Source organism: Rhizobium sp. CFBP 13644 (genome assembly GCF_014842165.1).
Classification (GTDB): domain Bacteria; phylum Pseudomonadota; class Alphaproteobacteria; order Rhizobiales; family Rhizobiaceae; genus Agrobacterium; species Agrobacterium tumefaciens_C.
Genome location: NZ_JACYVF010000015.1, coordinates 14,537 through 35,734, shown reverse-complemented (window position 1 = coordinate 35,734; position 21,198 = coordinate 14,537). Strand labels below are relative to the sequence as shown.

The window sequence follows — 21,198 nt, the reverse complement described above, 5'->3', positions numbered from 1 at the left end:
CCTCAAATCTTGCGCTGCGCCTGCTCCACCCTGTCCCGATCACATCGGATTATCGTCGGGTTGGGCTGCTTCTGGCGACAACAACATTGATATTTTTTGATCGCATGCGATCGATCTGCTCCGCAGGCAGCTTGTCATCGACGATGACGACGTCGAAGTCCTCAAGCGCTGCAAAACTGTGAAGTGCGCGCCGCTCGAACTTTGTATGATCCGCAAGCAAGATCCGCTTGAGCGAACAGTCGAACATGGCGCGTTTGGTGTCGATGGTCTCGGGCGACTGGTGCAACACGACACCATCGCTGATCGCCGACATGGAAATGAACGCGATATCGGCTCTGAGCGCCTTGATCTCACTGATTGTCATCCGTCCCATAAAGGCGTTGCACCAGTTATAATAATGCCCTCCCAACGCAAGAAGCGTCACATCGTGGGCACCCGTCAAAGCATTCATCAGGGTCAGCGAATTTGTGATGGCAGTAATCGGCGCCCTGGAGGAAAGATGCGGCACCATCTGCAACACGGTGGTCGAGTCGTCGAAGAAGATCGCCTGACCCGGCTCGACGAATTGCATGGCAGCAGCCGCTATCAGCCGTTTCTCGGCCGCCTGCCGATTGGAGCGATAGACGTCGCTGGATTCGATCAGATTGGTGGCGGCAGCTGTCACGATACCGCGCGTCTTGCGGAAGAGACCACGGCTCACCAGTTCATCGACATCACGATGGGCGGTCATCAGGCTGATGCCGAAACGATCGGTCAAATCCTCGATCCGCATCGACCCTTCGTTCATGACGGCTTCCGCGATCATGCGACGGCGTGCGATCTGGCGCGTCTGACGGCTGTCGCTCGTCAATTGCTCCAGCAGATCGTCGCTCTGGTTCGTTTTCTCTTTCACGGATCACCCCTATCGCTGAGTTCAATGCCCCAGCTTCGTACAGTGATTGCCCGACGGAGGCAAAAACGGAGAAGCGAGATGAGCGTTTTCGCCCAAAAGCAGGTTGGTGAAGCCATGGCGTCGGGTTCGACACCATGGCTTTCTGGAAAGGCGCCCGCTCTCGATTATTGCGAGAGAACGAAGGGTGCCGTGTACTTGTCGACGTTGTCCTTGGTGATCAATAGGCAATCGAACAGCTGCTTTTCACTATCGACGCCAGTCTTGCCGGTCTTGATGACATTGTCGGCCTGCTTGACCGCTTCTGCCGAGAAAACGGCGACCGGCTGGAGAACGGTGTATTGCAGTTCACCCGCCTTGATCGCAGCAACAGCATCCGGTGAACCATCAAAGCCGCCGACCTTGATGTCCTTCAGCTTACCGGCTTCCTTCAGCGCAGCAATCGCCCCCAGCGCCATTTCATCGTTGCCGGAGATAACGCCGACAATATCGGGATTGGCTTGCAGCAGGGACTGCATCTTGTTGTGCCCCTGGGTGCGATCCCAGTTTGCAACTTCGCGGCCAGCCTTCTGGAGATCCGGATATTGTGTCAGCACGGTTTCGTAACCGTTGGAGCGAGTCGCGGCATTGTTATCGGAGGGGGCGCCGAAAAGTTCGACATATTTGCCCTTGTCGCCAACCGCTTCGACCCATTGCTGCGCACCGATGGCGGCACCCTGAGCGTTGTTGGAAACGAGCTGCGCCTTGGCGAGACCTTCCTGGTTGATTTCAGCATTGACGAGAATAACGGGAATGCCGGCGGCAACGGCCTTCTTCACTGCGCCAACGGAACCGTCGGCATTGGCCGGATCGAGAATGATCGCCACGGACTTGTTTGTGATGGCTGTGTCGATCAGGTTACTTTCGGTGTTAGTGTCACCCTTGTGGGCACCAACGGTTGCCGTATAGCCCAGTTTTTCTGCCGCCGCCTTGGCAACGTTGCCTTCGGTCAACCAGTAGGGGTTGGACGGATCGTTGACGATAACCGTCATCATACCGGCCGCCCAGGCGGAGCTGACCAACAGAGGTGCGACAGTTGCAGCTGCCAGAATAACGCGCATGCCCTTTTTAAACATGATCTCTCTCCCATTGAGTGACTTGGTTTTGCCGGTCTCCCGGCCTTGCTTTCCGCAATCGGCTTTGCGCGAATTGAGCCTGCCGTCGTGGATAAGTTCGGTTGACCGCCGATCAGGATGACCGGACGCGGCGGCCATATTGGATGCTGTTCATCAAGACGGCGAGGACGATAACCGCCCCGGTAAAGACCGTCTGCCAGTATGCGGATACGCCGATGATCACCAAGCCGTCTGACAGGAAGCCGATGACGAAGGCGCCGAGCATTGTGCCGCGGATCGTACCACGGCCACCCGTCAGGGCAGCGCCGCCGATGACGACGGCAGCAATCGCTGTCAATTCGTATGTCGTACCGGCAGTCGGACCTGCAGACGTCAGCTGCGACGACAGCACGAGGCCGGCAATGGCAGCGCAGATGCCCGACAAGACATAGACGAGCACCTTGACGCGGACGACTGGAACGCCGGACAGTTCCGCAGCCCGCTCGTTGCCGCCGGAAGCATAGAGCCAGCGACCGAAGGCGGTGCGGCTCAAAACGATGCCGCAAATAATCGCTAGCACAGCCAGAACGATGACACCGATCGGAATACCGGCGAGGCGGTTAAAGCCGAGCCAGTCGAAGCCGGTATTGCCGAGTTCGGGGCGACCGCCGAGATTGTTGTAGGTCAGGCCGTTGGTCATGAGCAAAGCGATACCTCGGGCGACGTAAAGCACGCCAAGTGACGCCACGAATGCTGGCACGCGCAGGTAAGCAATCAACACGCCGTTGACCGCACCGACGAGCGCGCCAACCGCGCAGGTCACGACTACGACGGCCCAGACCGGTAGATACAGGATCACGCCGAACTGCGGCAGCATCACACCTTGCATCAGGAAACCGGCAATGCATCCAGCCAAGCCTAGCGTCGAACCGACCGACAAATCGATGCCGCCATTCAGGATCACCAGCAGCATTCCGATTGCCAGAATACCGAAGATTGCCACATGCGAAGCCATGGTCAAAAAGTTGTTCACCGAGAAGTAGTATGGTGACAGAAAGGAAAAAACCGCGATGATGACGATCAGCGCGAAGAATGCGCGCCCTTCCAGAAGTAAGTGCACGATGTTGATCTTGCGTTTCTGCCCGTTCGCAACTGACGTGTTATCGGTGGCATTCGTGACTGACATAATCAGCTCTCCATATTCCGGGCTAGTGCGCGACCACGGCTTCGCCAGAGGCGGCCATGATCTTTTCCTTGGTGACGTCGGAAGTGAACTCGGCTGAAACCCGACCACGACGCATTACGATGATGCGGTGAGCGATGCTGAGGCACTCATTGACTTCAGACGTTGAATAGATGACCGCAAGCCCCTGCTTTGCCCGTTCGGCCAGAAGCTTGAAGACTTCTGCCTTGGCCCCTATGTCGATGCCGCGGCTCGGTTCGTCGAGCAGGATGACCTTGGGGTGGGTAGCCAGCATCTTGCCGATGACAACCTTCTGCTGATTGCCGCCTGACAGAGAACCAATAGGGGCATCCCCACCATCGGTTTTCACATGGACACTGCGGATCGAATCCTCAACCAGACTGCGTTCGCGACTTGCCGATGTGAACAGACCTTTTGTGAAGGCGCCGATGCTGGCAAGCGACAGGTTCGAACCTACCGACATGGTCTGCACGAGACCGTCGCGTTGGCGGTCTTCGGGGACCAAAACCAGGCCATCCGCGATACGCCCGGCAATGCTCAGTGACCCGATGTCGCGCCCTTCCAGCATAACGCGACCGGCACTGGAGCCTAGTCGTCCGGCCACGCATTCCAGCAGTTCCGTGCGACCGGCCCCCATGAGCCCGTAAATGCAAACGATCTCACCAGCACGGACATCAAGGGAAAGCTTGTCGACCGCATTGTAAGCAGCGCTCGAAGGACCGGGAACCGACAGGCTCTCGATTGACAGAGCCACGTCGCCGAACTGGCTATCCGGCGGGCTGCCAAGATCGAAATTGTCACCGACCATGTTGCGAACGATCCATTCGAGGTCGATCTCGTTGCGTTTGGCATAGGCCGTCATTCTCCCGTCGCGCAGCACAACGGCATGATCTGTGATCTGGAGTGCTTCCTCCAGATGATGCGAAATATAGACAATCGAGACGCCACGATCGGTCAGATCGTGAATGACCTTGAACAACACCTCGACTTCGGTCGCGCTCAGAGCGGAGGTCGGTTCGTCCATGATCAATATGCGCGAATTGACCGAAAGCGCCCGTGCAATCTCAACAATCTGCTGCTGACCAAGGCGCAGATCCTCGACCAGCGTGAGAGGATCGATGTCCTCTTCCAGTTCCTCCAGGAGGATCCGCGCCTGTCGCTCCTCCTCGGCAAAATCAACCGCCCCGCTTTTGGTGATCTCACGCCCCATAAAGATATTATCACGCACGCTGAGATTGGGTGCGAGGCTGAGTTCCTGATGGATGATGGAGATGCCGCAGTCACGCGCATGGGTGGATGAGTTGAAACTGATCGGTGCGCCATCAAGAATGATGTCCCCGGACGTCGGCCTGACCACCCCGGACAGGATCTTCATCAATGTCGATTTACCGGCACCGTTTTCACCAAACAGTGTCGTCACTTGCCCCCGATGAATATCGAAATTGACGCCCTTGAGGGCATGGACGCTGCCATAGGATTTTGCGACGTCACGGGCGGCGAGGACAACTTCGCGCTGATCGTTTTGGACTGGGTGCAGCTCACTCATTTGACGTCGACCTTCACCGGCGTGACCAGCCAGCTCTTTGGATTGATGAGCTTGAAAACACCCACCACGGTCGCAGATTTTCCATCGAGCGCATCCACATCGATACCGCTCAACACCGCCTTCTTCATCTCGTTGTTGATGCCAGAGCCAGCATCCTGATATTGGATCTGGTTGGTGAACTGGCCGAACTCGATGGTCCCTGTCGCGTCGCGGAGGTCCGTGCCGTTGACCGCAGGGCCGGTCTGGACACGGACCACCGTCTCGGGAGGAAGTCCGTCGATCTTCATTTCGTTTATGCTGGACTTGCGGGTTGAAAACGTACCCGTCAACTTCACCGGAACGACCGGGCCGGTGCTTGTGGCAATGCCATATCTCTCGCCAGCCCCTTTCTTGTCTGCCGCGATGGCGGTCGCAAGCTCAACGGCACCGACGGCGCGCTTTTCAACATCCGCCTGAATTTTAGGAAATTGCTCGGCACCATAGGCTTCGGGTGAGAACGCCTGCTTGCGAATATCACCTTCCGAACCAATCTTGACGACTGTTGTATCAAGCGCAATGGCACCGAGAACAGCCACGGCGCAAACCGCGAACTTGGTGGTCATGCCGTTTGCGGGCTTGCGAGCTGCATAGGCGGGCTGTGAACTCATATCGATACGGCCTCCCGAATTAAAACTGATGTCATGCGAAAGTGAGCGGCATATGCAGAGCACGGGCGTGCATCATGGCTGTTGCAGCCTGCCCTGCTTTGCGACCGCTTCAACGCTGCCGTTAACGATCATCGCGTGACCTCCTCCAATCAGGTTCCAGCGCCTGTCTCCTCCAACCGCCAGAACGTGCAACACCTCCCAAAGGTGCATCCTATGATATATCTATGTTATTTACTGGCAAAAGACTGTTATAAGTTCTCATTCTTGTCAACGGATGTTTTTATCAAATCTTAAGCAAAGCCCTGCCTGTGAGCAGTGACCCCTCTTGTGCGGCGCACCAATTTTTTGCAGTTGCAAATGATATCCTAGGGATTATCAATTGCGAAATTGATATCTTAAATTCTTGGTTTTGTTATTAGAAAGTTGAATTTCGGCCTTGTTGGAGCTTTATCGAAAACTCCGTGAAATGATCTCGACTGAAGGTGCGCCGACGCCTGAGCCCCCGGCATCATGATTGAAAAATATTTCATTGTTAGAAATTTATTTCTAGACTAATGATATCTTTATGTTAGATTTTAACATGACGCGAGGTGCCGAAATCGTCGGGTTTAACTCGGGACTTGATGATTTCTTAAGGTGACGGGCCATTTGGAGTGAAAGCGGAAGGCGCTTGCCTGCCGATTGGGAGGAATGGATATGAATTTCGAGCGCGCCCTGCCCGCTGCGGAACATGTGTCGTTGGCGAGATAGCGACGCAATGACATCAATCCGCAACATCATTGTCGGCATCGATGCAGGAACCTCCATCATCAAGGCGGTCGCCTTCGATCTGTCCGGACAACAACTCGCCTCCGCGTCCGTGCGAAACAGATATTCCACCGGCGCCGATGGCTCTGCCACCCAATCTCTGTCTCAAACCTGGATCGACTGTGCCAGCGCGTTGCGAGGGCTCAGTGAAAAAGTTGACCATCTTGCCGCACGCACCGCCGCGATTGCTGTCACCGGACAGGGAGACGGGACCTGGCTTGTCGGATCCGACAACAGCCCTGTGGCAGATGCGTGGCTCTGGCTGGATGCCCGCGCGGCACCGACCGTCACATCGCTTGCTTCGAGACCCTTGAACAGAGCACGTTTCGAAGCGACGGGAACCGGCCTTAACACCTGCCAGCAAGGCGTCCAGCTTGCGCATATGGACAGGTTTATGCCCGAACTCCTCGACAACACCGAAGTCGCATTGCATTGCAAGGACTGGCTCTATGTCAAGCTAACTGGCGTGCGCGCCACGGATCCTTCCGAAGCAAGCTTCACCTTCGGCAATTTTCGCACGCGCCAGTATGATGACGTCGTGATTGATGCACTCGGCCTTGGCCAGAGACGAAAGCTATTGCCCGAGATCATCGACGGAACCGAAATCAGCCATGCACTGACGGCGGAAGCGGCAAAGGCGTGCGGCTTTCTGGCTGGAACACCCGTCTGCTTGGGATATGTAGACATGGTCATGACCGCTCTTGGTGCTGGCGTCAGAAGCGGCGGACTGAATGCCGCGTGCTCAACGATCGGCTCCACCGGCGTCCATATGCGCGCAAAATCCGTTGCCGATGTCCATCTCAATCATGAGGGCACAGGCTACGTTATTGCCCTGCCAATTCCGGGAATCGTGACCCAGGTCCAGACCAATATGGGCTCGACGATCAATATAGACTGGATTCTCGGCATAGCATCGTCTTTGATGGCGGATGCTGGCAAGTCCGTCTCCCATGCCGAACTGATCGCACGCATTGACGACTGGTTTGCCGAAAGCCAGCCAGGGTCGGTTCTCTACCATCCTTACATTTCAGAGGCTGGCGAGCGTGGCCCCTTCGTCAACGCCAATGCGCGTGCGGGTTTTACCGGCCTTTCGACCCGTCACGGGTTTCCCGATCTCATTCGCAGTGTCGTCGAAGGTTTGGGGCTTGCGGCGCGAGATTGCTATGCGGCGATGAGCGCCATGCCGGATGAACTTCGCGTCACCGGCGGGGCGACACGCTCTAACGCGCTGCGTCGATCCCTGTCTGCCGCAATCGGTGCGCCGATCCGCCAATCTCGACGCGAAGAAACCGGCGCAGCCGGTGTGGCTATGATGGCCGCTGTCGCGATCGGCGTCTATTCATCGATGGATGACTGCATTGCAGACTGGGTCACGCCTCTCCTCGCCGAGGTGGAAGAACCAGATCCCGCAGAAACTGCGCGGTTTGACCGCCTGTTTGCAGCCTATGTCGATATTCGCACGGCGATGCCCCCTGCTTGGGACAAGCTTGCTACCGGGACGACGAGTTTGCCCCCCGGCGCATAAATCACTTTTTGATGCCAAGCATCGAAGGAGCAAGACATGAGCGAACCAGAAACTCTCGATATTTTCGTTATCGGCGGCGGTATAAACGGTGCAGGAATCGCGCGCGATGCGGCCGGTCGTGGACTGAAAGTTGCCCTGTGCGAGAAGGACGATCTGGCACAGGGAACCTCTTCACGCTCTGGAAAGCTTGTTCATGGCGGCTTGCGATATCTGGAATATTACGAATTTCGGCTGGTGCGCGAAGCACTCATCGAACGTGAAGTCTTGCTGAACGCTGCGCCACACATCATCTGGCCGCTTCGTTTTGTGCTTCCACACAGCCCGCAGGACCGGCCAGCATGGCTCGTACGCCTTGGCCTCTTCCTCTACGACCATTTGGGTGGCCGCAAGAAGCTGCCGGGCACACGCACCCTGAACCTCCTGCGCGATCCAGAAGGCGCTCCGATCCTCGATCAATACCCACGGGGCTTCGAATACTCCGATTGCTGGGTCGACGACGCACGTCTGGTCATCCTCAACGCCGTTGGCGCGGCGGAAAAGGGCGCAACGATATTGACACGGACATCGGCTGTTTCAGCACGGCGGGAAGACGGCATCTGGAAAATCATCACCCAAAACAGCGTGACCGGCGAGGAGAGGAAGTTCCGTGCCCGATGTATCGTGAACTGTGCCGGACCTTGGGTAAGCGATATCATCAACCGCGTGGCCGGATCGAACTCCAGCCGCAACGTGCGCCTCGTCAAGGGTAGTCACATCATCGTGCCGAAATTCTGGGCCGGTTCCAACGCCTATCTCGTGCAGAACCACGACAAGCGTGTGATCTTCATCAACCCTTATGAGGGTGACAAGGCGCTGATCGGCACGACGGATATCGCTTATGAAGGTCGAGCCGAAGATGTTTCAGCCGACGAGGGCGAAATCGATTATCTGCTGAAGGCGGTCAACCGCTACTTCAAGGAGAAACTGCGTCGTCAGGACGTGCTCCACTCCTTTTCCGGTGTTCGCCCGTTGTTCGACGACGGCAAGGGCAACCCATCCGCCGTCACCCGCGATTATGTGTTCGACCTCGAGGAGACAGGCGGCGCGCCGCTGCTCAACATATTCGGCGGCAAGATCACCACCTTCAGGGAACTTGCCGAGCGCGGCATGCATCAGTTGAAGAATATTTTCCCCACCATGGGTGAGGACTGGACCGAAAAGGCTCCTCTGCCGGGTGGCGACATGCCGAATGCCGATTTTGAGACCTTCGTTGACGGTCTACGTGAAACATATCCGTTGATGTCGCGCGCGTTGGTGCACCATTATGGCAGGCTCTATGGCACCTTGACCTGCAAGGTGATTGGCGGGGCAACAGGCATGGTAGACCTCGGGCGCCATTTTGGCGGACATCTTTATGAAGCGGAAGTCCGTTATTTGATCGAAAACGAGTGGGCCCAGACGGCGGATGACATTCTTTACCGCCGCACCAAGCATTATCTTCACATGACCGAAGCCGAGCGTGACGCCTTTAGCGAATGGTTTTGCGCCACCCGTCCAGTCGTTGCCTGAAGGAGGACCAAGATGCCGCTTACGCTTTCGCTCAACACCAATCCGCTCGTTAATCGCTTTGCCGATCCCGATGATCTGATCGACACCGTGGCGCGTGACCTGAAAATCCGCGATTTGCAGCTCACCCATGAATTCATCAATCCGAGCTGGCCAGCAGCTGTCATCCGTCGGCTTACCCGGCAGATGGATGCAGCTCTCAAGCGGACAGGCGTTCGCGTCACCTCCGGGATGACCGGTCCCTATGGTCGTCTCAACCATTTCGGCCATCCTGATGCAGATGTGCGCCGATATTATATTGACTGGTTCAAGACCTTTGCCGATATCACCGCCGATCTTGGTGGCACGTCCGTTGGCACACAATTCGCGATCTTCACCTATAAGGATTTTGACGATCCAGCCCGCCGTGAGGAACTCATCAGCATCGCCATCGACTGTTGGGCCGATGTCGCTGAGCATGCCCGCGCGGCTGGCCTTTCCTATGTTTTCTGGGAGCCGATGAGCGTCGGTCGCGAGTTCGGTGAGACGATAGACGCCTGCATGTCGCTGCAAAAGCGCCTGACTGCCGCAGACATGGCAGTGCCGATGTGGATGATGGCAGATATCGACCACGGCGACGTGACGTCTACCAATCCCGACGATTTCGACCCCTATGCCTGGGCACGCGCTGTAGCGTCCGTTTCGCCGATCATCCACATCAAGCAAAGCCTGATGGACAAGGGCGGCCACCGGCCATTCACGGCAGAATTCAATGCAAAGGGGCGCATCCAGCCCGCACCACTGCTTGAGGCTTTTGCTGCAGGTGGAGCTAAAGATAATGAGATTTGCCTCGAGCTCTCGTTCAAGGAACGGGAACCGAATGACCGGCAGGTCGTATCCCAGATAGCTCAAAGCGTCGCCTTCTGGGCGCCACATATCGATGCCGGCATTGCCGACTTGAACATTTGACGCCACAGGCCGTCCAAGGGCCAGGCAATCGAATGCGGCAACCGTCGCAGACACATCGAAAGGAAGCCGCATGACGGATGCCGATGAAACCCTTGCCGTGCGCGCTGCGTGGCTGCACTATGCTGGTGGCCTGACACAGTCGGAGGTCGCCAGACGCCTCGGCGTGCCGTCTGTCAAAGCGCATCGCTTGATTGCTAAGGCCGTCGCAGAAGGCGTGGTCAAGGTAACGATCGACGGCGATATCGTTGAATGTGTCGAGCTGGAAATGCAGCTATGTGAGCGCTTCGACCTCCAGCATTGCGAGGTTGCCCCTGATCTTGGCGAGGAGGGATTGCCCTTGCGCGCGCTCGGCCATGCCGGTGCCAATTATCTCAAGCGGGAGATCGAACGTGGCGAAAACAGGGTCATCGGCCTCGGCCATGGCCGGACATTGTCCGCCGCCGTGCAATATATGCCGAGGGTCAACACCAAGGATCTCCGATTCGTATCGCTGCTGGGCGGCCTTACCCGCAATTACTGTGCAAACCCCTATGACGTCATGCACCGGATCGCCGAGAAAACCGGAAGCCAGGCCTATGTCATGCCTGTGCCCTTCTTCGCCAATACGACCGAGGATCGCAAGGTGCTGCTGGCCCAGCGCGCGGTCAAGGAAGTGTTTGAACTCGCCAACAAGGCCGATCTGAAACTCGTTGGCATCGGCAATGTCGACTCAGATGCACAACTCGTCTCCTCAAGCATGATCGAACCGGAGGAGATCGCCGATATCGCGGCGTCCGGCGGCGTCGGGGAAATTCTCGGGCATTTTTTCGATGCGGATGGGCACATCATCGAAACCGACTTGAGCACCCGAATGCTTTCGGCGTCCTTCCCCATGAGCAAAAGCGAGCGCCTCGTGGCGTTGGCGGGAGGTGCAAACAAAGTTGCCGCCATCAGCGCGATCCTGAAGAGCCGCCGCCTTTTTGGATTGATCACCGATGAGCGGACCGCAAAAGCCCTGCTTGCAGCGTAAAGAAACACGACGAGACGGAAAACCCTTCTTCGTATCCCTGGAGATCAGCAACAATGACATCATCACCCCGCTTCTGGATCGGCACGAGCTGGAAGATGAACAAGACCCTGGCAGAAGCCATAGATTTCGCAAAGTCCCTCAGACAAGCGGATGCAAACAGGGATCAGCGGATTCAACGTTTCGTCATTCCTTCCTTCACCGCCGTTCGCGAAGTTAAGGCAGCCCTCGCAGGAACCTCCGTCAAGGTCGGTGCGCAGAACATGCACTGGGCCAATGACGGAGCATGGACTGGCGAAATCTCTCCGCTGATGCTGAAAGACTGCGGGCTTGATATTGTTGAGCTTGGCCATTCCGAGCGACGCGAGCATTTCGGTGAAACCGATGAAACAGTCGGACTGAAGACGGAAGCTGCCGTTCGCCATGGCCTTATCCCCCTGATCTGCATCGGAGAAACACTGGCTGACCGGGAAAGTGGTCGCGCAACGGACGTGCTGGCAAGGGAAGTTCGAGGTGCACTTTCCAAACTGGAAGGCTCGCAGAAGGATGCGGAAATTTTGCTTGCCTACGAACCGGTTTGGGCAATCGGTGTGAACGGCATTCCTGCAACATCTGATTATGCCGAAGCTCGCCAGGCCGAAATCATCGCTGTGGCAGAGGATGTGCTCGGTCGTCGCATTCCTTGCCTCTATGGTGGATCGGTTAATCCTGAAAATTGCGAGGAACTCATTTCGAGCCCACATATAGACGGGCTCTTCATCGGCCGTTCGGCTTGGAATGTCGAAGGTTACCTCGACATACTCTCCAGATGCGCTTCCAAACTTGAAACGAAACCTGAAGGAAAAAAATGATGAAACTAGCAATTGCAGGAGACAGCGCTGGCGAAGAGCTGGCCAAGATTCTCGCCTCCCATCTTAAGGACCGCTTTGACGTTTCCGAAGTCTCACGCACCAGTGAGGGACCCGACGCTTTCTACGCCAGCCTTGCGGATCGCGTTGCTTCAGGTGTCATCGACGGGACCTATGATAAGGCAATCCTCGTTTGTGGCACCGGTATAGGCGTCAGCATTGCCGCCAACAAGGTGCCAGGCATCCGCGCCGCACTGACCCACGACACATATTCGGCAGAGCGTGCTGCGCTTTCAAACAACGCACAGATCATCACCATGGGCGCGCGTGTGATCGGAACCGAACTGGCAAAGGCGATTGCCGACGCATTCCTCGCACAGACCTTTGACCAAAACGGTCGGTCAGCGGGGAATGTCACGGCGATCAACGACATCGACGCGAAATACAATCAGCGTTGACGTAAAACGGAAGCAGTCTGCCTTCTGCAGGCTGCTTCCCTCGGACCATTTGACCATGCCGGAACCCGGCGACAAGACCGTCTTGATCCGTTTTTCGGGCTTATATCCCCAGTCAGAATGTCGAGTCATCAGCCTGCCATGCGCGCTCCATAGCTGCCACCCGACGCAGCCCCTTCCTATCAGAACCGCCGTTTTTGAACCGGACCTGCGCATAAGCTTCTCTACGCAATTTCATTGCTTGACAAATGTCGCCTACAATCTGAATATTGTAAACATCAGCAGGCGGGATGGAGATTGCCTGCTGTGACAGTCGGAGCCTGAGAGGCAGGATACGACCGATGGGAGGAAACCAGAGTGCAATATCTTCTCGATGTCGAAGGGCTGAAGAAGTCGTTCGGCGGTGTCGCAGCTTTGAAGGATGGGCGCTTCCGTCTGGCCGCCGGTTCTGTCCATGCGCTGTGCGGCGGCAATGGTGCCGGAAAATCCACCTTTTTGAAAATCCTCATGGGAATCTACAAGCGCGACGCTGGTGCGATCCGTCGCGACGGCGCTGAAGTCGAGTTTTACGGCCCTGGCGATGCGCTGGCATCCGGTATTGCCATCATCGAACAGGAACTTAGCCCTGTCCCGCATATGACGGTTGCCGAAAACATATATCTGGGTCGTGAACCTGCCGGTCGATTTGGCGGTATCGACTTCAAAACCATGAATCAGAATGCCCAGGTGCTGCTGGACAGCCTTGAATTCCACATCCGGGCCAACCAGTACATGATGAATCTCTCGGTCGCACAAATGCAACTGGTCGAGATCGCCAAGGCACTCAGCCACGATGCCGAAGTCATCTTCATGGATGAACCCACGTCGGCGATTGGGGAAAAAGAGGCTCAGCAGCTTTTCAAGACAATCATTCGTCTCAAGGCAGCCGGAAAAGGCATAGTCTATGTTTCCCATCGGCTATCGGAAATTTTTCAGATTGCGGATGCCTACACGGTCTTCCGCGACGGAAGCTACATCGGCAGTGGTGAGCTTGACCAGATTGATCGCCAGAGCCTGATCCGCATGATCGTCGGTCGCGACCTCGGTGAAGAATATATAAAAACAAATACACCGACCAACGAAATCGGTTTCGAAGTGTCGGACCTGACGGCCGCCGGCAAGATAGATAACATCTCATTCTCAGTGAAGAAGGGGGAGATTTTTGGCATCTACGGATTGATGGGTTCAGGGCGAACGGAGATTTTCAACTGCCTGTTCGGTCTCGACAAATCTGACACCGGCTCCATCAAACTCCATGGCCAGCCGATAACCGTTTCCAAGCCATTGGACGCGATGGGGCATGGCATCGCCTTCGTCACCGAAGACCGCAAAGTGACGGGCCTCAATCTGGATGACAGCGTGCGTGGCAACATCGCCATGGCGAGCCTGCCAGAAATGAGCCCGAACATGGTCATGCGCCGACGTGAGGAGCAGGCAGCGAGTGCACGGATGATCTCGCATTTCGGCATCAAAACCGCACGCGACACCCTCCCCGTCTCGAGCCTGTCAGGGGGCAACCAGCAGAAAGTGGTGCTGGGCAAATGGTTTTTGCGTAATCCCAAAATTCTGCTGCTCGACGAGCCGACACGTGGCGTCGATGTGGGAGCCAAACGCGAAATCTATCGGATCATCTGCGATTTCGCGGCATCCGGTGGCACGGTGATCATGATTTCGTCCGAAATCGACGAGGTGCTGGGAATGTCGGATCGCATTCTCGTCATGCGGGATGGCCGTTCCGTGGGCACGTATCCGCGCAGTGAAGCCACCGCCGAAACACTCGTTCATCTATCGACGTAATATATCTTCCGAGGCTCAATCAAAAGCCAGCCCAGCACTTTAAGAGGTTTAGAAAAGTGTCTCTCACAGATAATAAAACGACGCCGGGCTGGTTCAGTTCAGACCGCCGCAGATTGATCATCCAGGAATATGGCATCTTTCTCGCCTTCCTCCTGCTTTCGATCATTCTGTCCTTCTCGAACCAGTATTTTCTAACCTCTGGAAATATATCGAACATTCTGCTTCAGACATCGATCAACGGCGTACTGGCGATTGGTATGACCTTTGTCATCCTGACACGCGGCATCGACCTGTCCGTTGGCTCTGTTGTAGCACTGGCAGGGATTGTCAGCGGCAGCCTCGCAACAACGTCGGCAACAGCCGGCGTGATCGGCGCGCCCTACCCTCCCTATGTTGCCATGACCGCGGGCATTCTCGTTGGTCTGGCCTGCGGAACCATCGTAGGCATCATCGTTTCCCGTTTTGCAGTGCCCGCCTTCGTCGCAACACTCGGCATGCTATCGGCGGCGCGTGGCATGACCCTCATCTACGGCGGCGGAAAGCCCGTGCCGGGCCTTACGCCAGCATTCCGCTGGATCGGCACCGGCGATGTGTTTGGCATACCCATGCCCGTCGTCATTCTGGCTTGCGTCTTCATCGTTTCGTGGTGGGTGCTGAACCGCACGCGCTTCGGTCGTTACATCTACGCTGTTGGCGGCAATCCACATGCAGCAAAGACCTCCGGCATCAACGTCACCCGCATTCGCTTTGTCGTCTACACGATTTCAGGCGGGCTTTCGGGCCTGGCTGGCATGATGCTCTCGGCTCGTACCGGCTCGGCTCTGCCCCAGGCAGGCGTTGCCTACGAACTCGATGCGATTGCAGCTGTCGTTATCGGCGGCACCAGCCTTTCGGGTGGTGTCGGTCGCGTCACCGGCACGTTGATCGGCGCCCTGATCATCGGCGTCATGAACAACGGTCTCGATCTGCTCGGCATCCAATCCTACTACCAGCAGGTGATCAAAGGCGCGCTGATCGTCGGCGCCGTCATGCTCGACCAAAAACGCAATCACGGTCAATGACCAGACAATTCGGGCCGCAGACCGCTGCCTGCAATAAAACGGCGCACTATCATGGTGGCCGATCTCTATGGAGGAGAAAGAGATGAAGAAACTGCTGCTTACCCTGATAGCAAGCGTTGCAATCCTCGCCGCCCCGGCAATGGCACAGGACAAAAAGCTCAAGATCGGTGCAACGACCTACGGCCTCAATGCCGAGTTCATGCAGCTCTGGTCTGCTGCCCTGAAACAGCACCCGGCCGTCAAGAGCGGGGAAGTCGAACTGACCGTATTCGATGGACGTTACGACGCTCTTGTCCAGCAGGAGCAGTTCAACACGATGATCACGCAGAAATTCGATGCGATCATCTTCGTGCCGATGGATATCGAGGCCGGTGCCGCCGCTGTGCAGGCGGCACATGATGCGGGCATCCCTGTCGTGGGTTCGAACGCCCGCGTCAATTCAGACCTGCTGACATCCTATGTCGGCTCGAACGACGTGCAGGCTGGCGAGATGGAAGCCAAGGCCGTCCTCGACAAGATGGGCTGCAAGGGCAATCTCGTCATTCTCGAAGGACCTATCGGCCAGTCCGGCCAGATTCAGCGTCTCGAAGGCAACCAAAAAGCCTTGAAGGCTTGCCCGGATGTCAAGGTTCTAGAAACCCAGACGGCAAACTGGTCTCGGGCCGAAGCGCAGACGCTGATGGAGAACTGGCTGACATCTCATCCAGGCCAGATCAATGGCGTCATTGGCCAGAACGACGAGATGGCGCTCGGTGCCATTGAAGCCATCAAGGCGGCGAAGCTCAATGTCTCCGATTTCGCCATCGCGGGTGTGGATGGCGTGACCGATGCGATCAACGCCGTCAAGGCCGGGCAGATGGCATCCATTCTGCAAGATGGCAGTGCCCAGGCGCAAGGTGCGATGGACATCGCCATCAAGGCGGTAAAGCCGGACTACAAGCCTCAATCCAGCATCTGGACGCAGTATCCCGAAATGAAGTGGAACGAAGGGACTGAAAAGACCTACCTCGTTCCATGGACTGTCGTGACGACTGAAAACGCCGACAAGCTGCTGGAATCGCGCAAATAAAGAGGCATGGGAGGGGCGGCCCTGCCGCCCCACCGTCCCCGCACACAGAGTGGAAATTATGACCGATACAGCCCCACAGATTGATCTGAACTTTCCGTTGACTGGCAAGATCGCACTGGTGACAGGCGGTGCCTCTGGTATTGGCGCAGCCATTGCCGATGCCTTCTCGACAAAGGGTGCCACCGTTGCCGTCCTGGATATCAACATTGATGTTGCGAAACGGAAGGCCGATGCGCTCGGCAACGGCGCCAAACCCTTCGTCTGCGATGTCTCGAATGTCACCTCGGTCAACGCGGCTGTGGCCGACGTGATGGCTGCGTTCGGAGGCATCGATATTGCCGTCAACTCCGCGGGTGTCGTCTATCTGGCACCGGCAGAGGATATTTCGCTCGATGACTGGGACAAAACGATCAATATCAATCTGAAGGGCAGCTTCCTTGTGACGCAGGCTGTGGGACGCGCAATGATCGCTGCCGGTCAGGGCGGAAAGATCATCAACATGGCGTCTCAGGCTGGCACGGTGGCAATCGAGGAGCACGTCGCCTACTGCGCATCGAAGTTCGGCGTGATCGGCATGTCGAAAACATTTGCCGCCGAGTGGGGAAAGCATGGGATTTGCGTCAACACACTATCGCCGACCATCGTTCTGACCGAACTCGGCAAGAAAGCCTGGGCCGGGGAAAAGGGTGAGGCCGCCAAGAAAAGAATACCGACCGGGCGATTTGCCTATCCCGAAGAGATCGCCGCCGCCGCCGTATTTCTGGCATCCGCAGGCGCAAACATGATCAATGGTGCCGATTTGCTCATCGATGGTGGCTACACCATCCTCTGAGCGACGATATCAGGAGTTTCAAGGAGATATTATGCAGCGATTTATCAATGATCCCGATCAGGTCGTCGAAGACACCGTCAAAGGCTTTGTCAAAGCACATCAGGATATTCTCCGATTGGGAGAAAACCCGCGCGTCGTCGTTGCCAGGCAGGCGCCAGTTGCAGGCAAGGTCGGCGTCATCACGGGCGGTGGCTCGGGCCATGAACCGGGATTTATGGGCTATACCGGACGCAACATGCTGGACGCGGTTGCTGTTGGCGAGCTTTTCTCCTCTCCAACGGCCAAGAGCTTTTACGATGCCATGCGCGAAGCCAATGGCGGCGCGGGCGTCATCTGCCTCTACGGCAATTACGCTGGCGATAACATGAACGTCAAAATGGCCGTCAAGCTTGCCGCCAAGGACGGCATCGAGATAGCCACTGTGGTTGCCAATGATGACGTCTGCTCTGCACCACCGCATGAGCGGGAAAAACGGCGCGGCGTCGCTGGCGAAATCTTCATGTGGAAAATCGGTAGCGCCAAGGCATCCGCAGGCGGCAGCCTCGAAGAGGTCAGAGCCGTAGCCCAGAAGGCAATCGACAATTGCCGCTCCGTCGGCATTGGTCTTGGCCCCTGCACTCTACCCGCAGTCGGCCATCCAAACTTTCAGATCGAACCTGGCACGATGGAAGTCGGGATCGGCCATCACGGCGAACCCGGCGTCCGTGTCGAACCCCTCAAGACCGCTGAAGCAATCGCCAAAGATATGTGCAAGATCGTCCTCGACGACCATAATCTTCCGGCAGGAACCGAAGTCGCCGTCCTGGTATCCGGCCTTGGCGCGACACCTTTGAACGAACTCTACATTCTCAACGACACTATCGAGTCGGAAATTACGGCACGGGGACTGGTCATTCACAAAACCTATGTCGGCAACTACTTCACATCGCTGGAAATGGTTGGCGCGACATTGACCGTTTTCGCGCTCGATGCCGAAATGAAAACGCTTCTCGATGTCGAAGCCAACTGCACCATGAAGCTTTAAGGGGGGCCAGTCATGCAAACGTTCAAAAATGCGTCCGCAGCTCCGATCGTTGTATCCATCGCCGAACGCATCATTGAAAATCGTGCCTATCTCAGCGAAATCGATGGCAAGATCGGTGATGGCGACCACGGGGTCAATATGGCGAAGGGTTTCGGCATGGCGGCAGAGCGCCTGAAGGGAACCGACAAGACGCTAGGTGAAGCCTTTGACGTACTTGGCTCGGCACTCATGACCGAAATCGGCGGCTCGATGGGCCCACTTTATGGCGTCATGTTTATGGAGTTTTCCGAAAAACTCGACGGTTGCGACGATATAGACCCGGCCATCTTCAGCGCGATGCTGCATGCAGGTCTGGAAGGCATTCAGTCCATTGGTTCAGCAAAGATCGGTGACAAAACGCTCATAGACGCCCTTGTACCCGCTATCGAAGCATTCGACGCAACGATTGCAGCGGGAGAGACCTTTGCACGCGCGCTCGACACGCTCGTGCTTGCCGCTGAAAAGGGTCGGGATTCGACGCTTAATCTGGTCGCCAAGATCGGTCGATCCAGCCGTCTCGGTGAACGCTCCCTGGGTGTTCTCGACGCTGGTGCAACATCATGTGCCATCATTCTCAAGGAGCTTTCCATCGCAGCAAAGGCTCGCCTTCAAGAGTAAACGCACTGCCTGCGGGTCGTTGCAGAACGCTGAGATTGCGTCCATGGTCGCGCCTGAAAAGGGAGACATTGCGAATAAATGACAGCCAAAGCATCTCAGCAACGTAAAAATGGAGCGGGCAAAGGCAACGCATCGGAAACGTTGGACGCAATGCCGTTGCGTTACGGCGACGATCCCTATGTATGGGCTTGTTGGTTGTATTATGAAGACGGGATGACACAAGGGGAGATCGCGGATGCGATGGGCATCTCCCGCGCAACCGTCAACAGCTATCTCGCCGAAGCGCGTGACAGAGGCATCGTCAACATTTCGATAGAGCCCGCCCGCCTTGCATCGCTCACGGTCGCGCAGGAGTTGAAGCACCATTTCGGCCTTGTCGACTGCCTTGTGGTGCCAAGCGAAGACGGCTCCCGTCCATTGATCGAGAGGTTGGGCTTAGCGGGTGCTCAGGCTCTCCAACGACTGTTGAAATCCGGCGATACGCTGGCCGTAGCCTGGGGAAGAACGGTGCTTGCTGTGGGCGAGCACGCATTTGCTCCCGGGCTTCAGGACGTGACGGTGGTGCAGGCAACAGGCGGAACACAGGCAAGTTTTCCTTACACACCTGAACTCTGCGCATCATCGATCGCGGAGGCTGTCAGCGGAAAGTTGGTTAACATTTCCGCACCTGCCATCGTGTCTACGTCAGAGGTTCGAGATATCCTAATGCAGGAAAAGTTGATCGAGAGGCAGTTTCAGACGTTGTCGCGGGCAACGAAAGCTCTTTTCGGCATCTCTTCGCTGCGCCCGAACTCGACCATCCACACCAGTGGATTTTTCGAGTCCGTATCTCTGAAGGACTATCTGACTAGAAACGCGGTCGGTGTCGTTGCTGGCCGTTTCATTGACGGGCATGGTCGTCCCATTTCCGGTCCGCTCGACGACCGGACAATCGGAATTTCGCTTGAGATCCTGAAAAACATCGGCTTGCGTATTGCTGTTGCGGGTGGCTTCGACAAGGTTCCCGCAATCCTTGCCGCCCTTCGTGGCAGCTATGTCAACGTGCTCGTGACAGACGCGGCGACGGCGCGCGGGATTCTTAAAGCTGATGGCGCCCCCGACGTTGAACAGAGGGTGTCGCATCGCGGCAGGACAGATAGCAACCCGCCACCAACGCCAGCAAACCAGCGGATACATACCAAAAAGTTTCTCAACAATCCTGATAGCGCCGTGGACGAAATGCTGGACGGTATAACCAAGGCGCACGCACACTACCTTCGACCGATTGACAAATCACGACGAGCCCTTGTCGCCTGCCATGGGCCAAGACCCGGCAAAGTCGGCCTCGTCATCGGAGGTGGGGCAGGCCATGAACCCGGCTTCTACGGCTATGTTGGCAAGGGTCTCGCCGACGCCGTTGCAATAGGAAACGTCTTTTCGTCACCGCCGCCAGGCCCTATTTTGAGATGTACTGAAGCGGCATCTGGTGGAGAAGGCGTGCTATTCGTGTATGGTAACTACGCCGGTGACGTGATGAATTTCGAAATGGCGGCCGAGATGGCGGAAGCAAATGGAATTCCCGTGAGGACGGTGTTGACGACAGATGATGTTGCTTCGTCACCGATCGAAGACCGTGAAGGCCGACGTGGTGTGGCGGGCAACCTCTTCATCTTTAAAATTGCAGGGGCAGCATGCGACATGGGTCTTCCACTTGCACGATGCGAGGCGATTACCCGTAAGGCCAATGATCGCACCTACACCGTAGGGGTCGCACTCGAACCATGCTCAATGCCGCAAACCCGCCGTTACAATTTCGATATAGGGCCCGAAGATATTGAGTTCGGAATGGGCATTCACGGAGAACCCGGCGTTGCAAGCGAGAAGATGAGCACGGCCGATACGATTGCAGACAAGGTCCTCGACCGCATTTTTTCGGAAACGAACCCCGCACCAGGGGAGCGTGTCGCCGTCCTGGTCAATTCCTTCGGCGGCACGCCGCTGATGGAGTTGTATATTCTCTACAGGCGCGTGGAGCAGCGCCTGTCGGCAAAAAAGGTGACCATCGAGGCAAACTGGGTCGGGCATTACTGCACGTCTCTCGACATGGTTGGTGCATCCATATCGATTTTGCATCTGGACGATGAACTAAGCTCGCTTCTAGCGCACCCTTGCGACAGCCCGTTGTTGAAAATTACCTGATTTCTATGATCGGCAGCGCGCTCGGCC

General features: G+C 56.6%; 18 protein-coding genes. 13 read left to right on the top strand and 5 right to left on the bottom strand.

The genetic code is table 11. The annotated features are described in order from the left end of the window. Window positions 1-49 precede the first annotated feature (49 nt). From IFT53_RS22860 to IFT53_RS22840, 5 genes are all read right to left on the bottom strand, one after another. The gene (locus IFT53_RS22860; protein ID WP_192068263.1) at window positions 50-892 is read right to left on the bottom strand and encodes a DeoR family transcriptional regulator; all 843 of its coding nucleotides are present in this window, start codon (window positions 890-892) and stop codon (window positions 50-52) included. 164 nt (window positions 893-1,056) lie between these two features. Next, a complete protein-coding gene (locus tag IFT53_RS22855; RefSeq protein ID WP_192068261.1) occupies window positions 1,057-2,004 on the bottom strand; it encodes a D-ribose ABC transporter substrate-binding protein in 948 nt (315 codons plus the stop codon). A 112-nt stretch (window positions 2,005-2,116) separates the two neighbouring features. Continuing rightward, window positions 2,117-3,169: an ABC transporter permease gene (locus tag IFT53_RS22850; RefSeq protein ID WP_192068259.1), complete on the bottom strand. Its 1,053-nt coding sequence runs from the start codon at window positions 3,167-3,169 to the stop codon at window positions 2,117-2,119. A gap of 22 nt (window positions 3,170-3,191) precedes the next feature. Next, window positions 3,192-4,733: a sugar ABC transporter ATP-binding protein gene (locus IFT53_RS22845; RefSeq protein WP_192068257.1), complete on the bottom strand. Its 1,542-nt coding sequence runs from the start codon at window positions 4,731-4,733 to the stop codon at window positions 3,192-3,194. Then, window positions 4,730-5,380: a DUF2291 family protein gene (locus tag IFT53_RS22840; RefSeq protein WP_192068256.1), complete on the bottom strand. Its 651-nt coding sequence runs from the start codon at window positions 5,378-5,380 to the stop codon at window positions 4,730-4,732. Before IFT53_RS22840 ends, IFT53_RS22845 begins: the two co-directional genes overlap by 4 nt. A 757-nt stretch (window positions 5,381-6,137) precedes the next feature. On the opposite strand from IFT53_RS22840, the gene IFT53_RS22835 reads away from it, so the two are divergent. The 13 genes from IFT53_RS22835 (at window position 6,138) to IFT53_RS22775 (ending at window position 21,171) form a co-directional block, all read left to right on the top strand. After that, window positions 6,138-7,712, top strand: coding sequence for an FGGY family carbohydrate kinase (locus IFT53_RS22835; RefSeq protein WP_446737713.1), 1,575 nt, complete (start codon window positions 6,138-6,140; stop codon window positions 7,710-7,712). Between the two features lie 36 nt (window positions 7,713-7,748). Next, entirely contained in the window at window positions 7,749-9,260 is a 1,512-nt protein-coding gene (locus IFT53_RS22830; RefSeq protein WP_192068252.1) for a glycerol-3-phosphate dehydrogenase, read from the top strand. Window positions 9,261-9,272: 12 nt separating this feature from the next. Next, on the top strand, window positions 9,273-10,205 hold the full coding sequence (locus tag IFT53_RS22825) for a sugar phosphate isomerase/epimerase family protein (RefSeq protein WP_192068250.1): 933 nt from the start codon (window positions 9,273-9,275) through the stop codon (window positions 10,203-10,205). Window positions 10,206-10,275: 70 nt separating this feature from the next. Then, on the top strand, window positions 10,276-11,214 hold the full coding sequence (locus IFT53_RS22820; RefSeq protein ID WP_192068248.1) for a sugar-binding transcriptional regulator: 939 nt from the start codon (window positions 10,276-10,278) through the stop codon (window positions 11,212-11,214). 53 nt (window positions 11,215-11,267) lie between these two features. Continuing rightward, complete coding sequence (locus tag IFT53_RS22815) at window positions 11,268-12,062, top strand: triose-phosphate isomerase (RefSeq protein ID WP_192068246.1); 795 nt, start codon at window positions 11,268-11,270, stop codon at window positions 12,060-12,062. Further along, window positions 12,062-12,517, top strand: coding sequence for a D-erythrulose-4-phosphate isomerase (gene derI, locus IFT53_RS22810; RefSeq protein ID WP_192068244.1), 456 nt, complete (start codon window positions 12,062-12,064; stop codon window positions 12,515-12,517). Before IFT53_RS22815 ends, derI begins: the two co-directional genes overlap by 1 nt. A 354-nt stretch (window positions 12,518-12,871) precedes the next feature. Then, window positions 12,872-14,350, top strand: a complete 1,479-nt coding sequence (locus IFT53_RS22805) for an ATP-binding cassette domain-containing protein (RefSeq protein WP_192068243.1) — start codon at window positions 12,872-12,874, stop codon at window positions 14,348-14,350. 56 nt (window positions 14,351-14,406) lie between these two features. After that, window positions 14,407-15,411 (top strand): ABC transporter permease subunit, encoded by a 1,005-nt coding sequence (locus tag IFT53_RS22800; protein ID WP_192068241.1) that lies wholly within the window; start codon window positions 14,407-14,409, stop codon window positions 15,409-15,411. A gap of 82 nt (window positions 15,412-15,493) precedes the next feature. Beyond that, the gene (locus tag IFT53_RS22795) at window positions 15,494-16,480 is read left to right on the top strand and encodes a substrate-binding domain-containing protein (protein ID WP_192068239.1); all 987 of its coding nucleotides are present in this window, start codon (window positions 15,494-15,496) and stop codon (window positions 16,478-16,480) included. A gap of 58 nt (window positions 16,481-16,538) precedes the next feature. After that, complete coding sequence (locus IFT53_RS22790) at window positions 16,539-17,312, top strand: SDR family oxidoreductase (RefSeq protein WP_192068237.1); 774 nt, start codon at window positions 16,539-16,541, stop codon at window positions 17,310-17,312. Window positions 17,313-17,343: 31 nt separating this feature from the next. Next, window positions 17,344-18,336: a dihydroxyacetone kinase subunit DhaK gene (locus IFT53_RS22785; protein ID WP_192068236.1), complete on the top strand. Its 993-nt coding sequence runs from the start codon at window positions 17,344-17,346 to the stop codon at window positions 18,334-18,336. A gap of 12 nt (window positions 18,337-18,348) precedes the next feature. Beyond that, window positions 18,349-18,993, top strand: a complete 645-nt coding sequence (dhaL, locus tag IFT53_RS22780) for a dihydroxyacetone kinase subunit DhaL (RefSeq protein WP_192068234.1) — start codon at window positions 18,349-18,351, stop codon at window positions 18,991-18,993. A gap of 78 nt (window positions 18,994-19,071) precedes the next feature. Continuing rightward, entirely contained in the window at window positions 19,072-21,171 is a 2,100-nt protein-coding gene (locus IFT53_RS22775) for a bifunctional sugar-binding transcriptional regulator/dihydroxyacetone kinase subunit DhaK (RefSeq protein ID WP_192068232.1), read from the top strand. Window positions 21,172-21,198 lie beyond the last annotated feature (27 nt).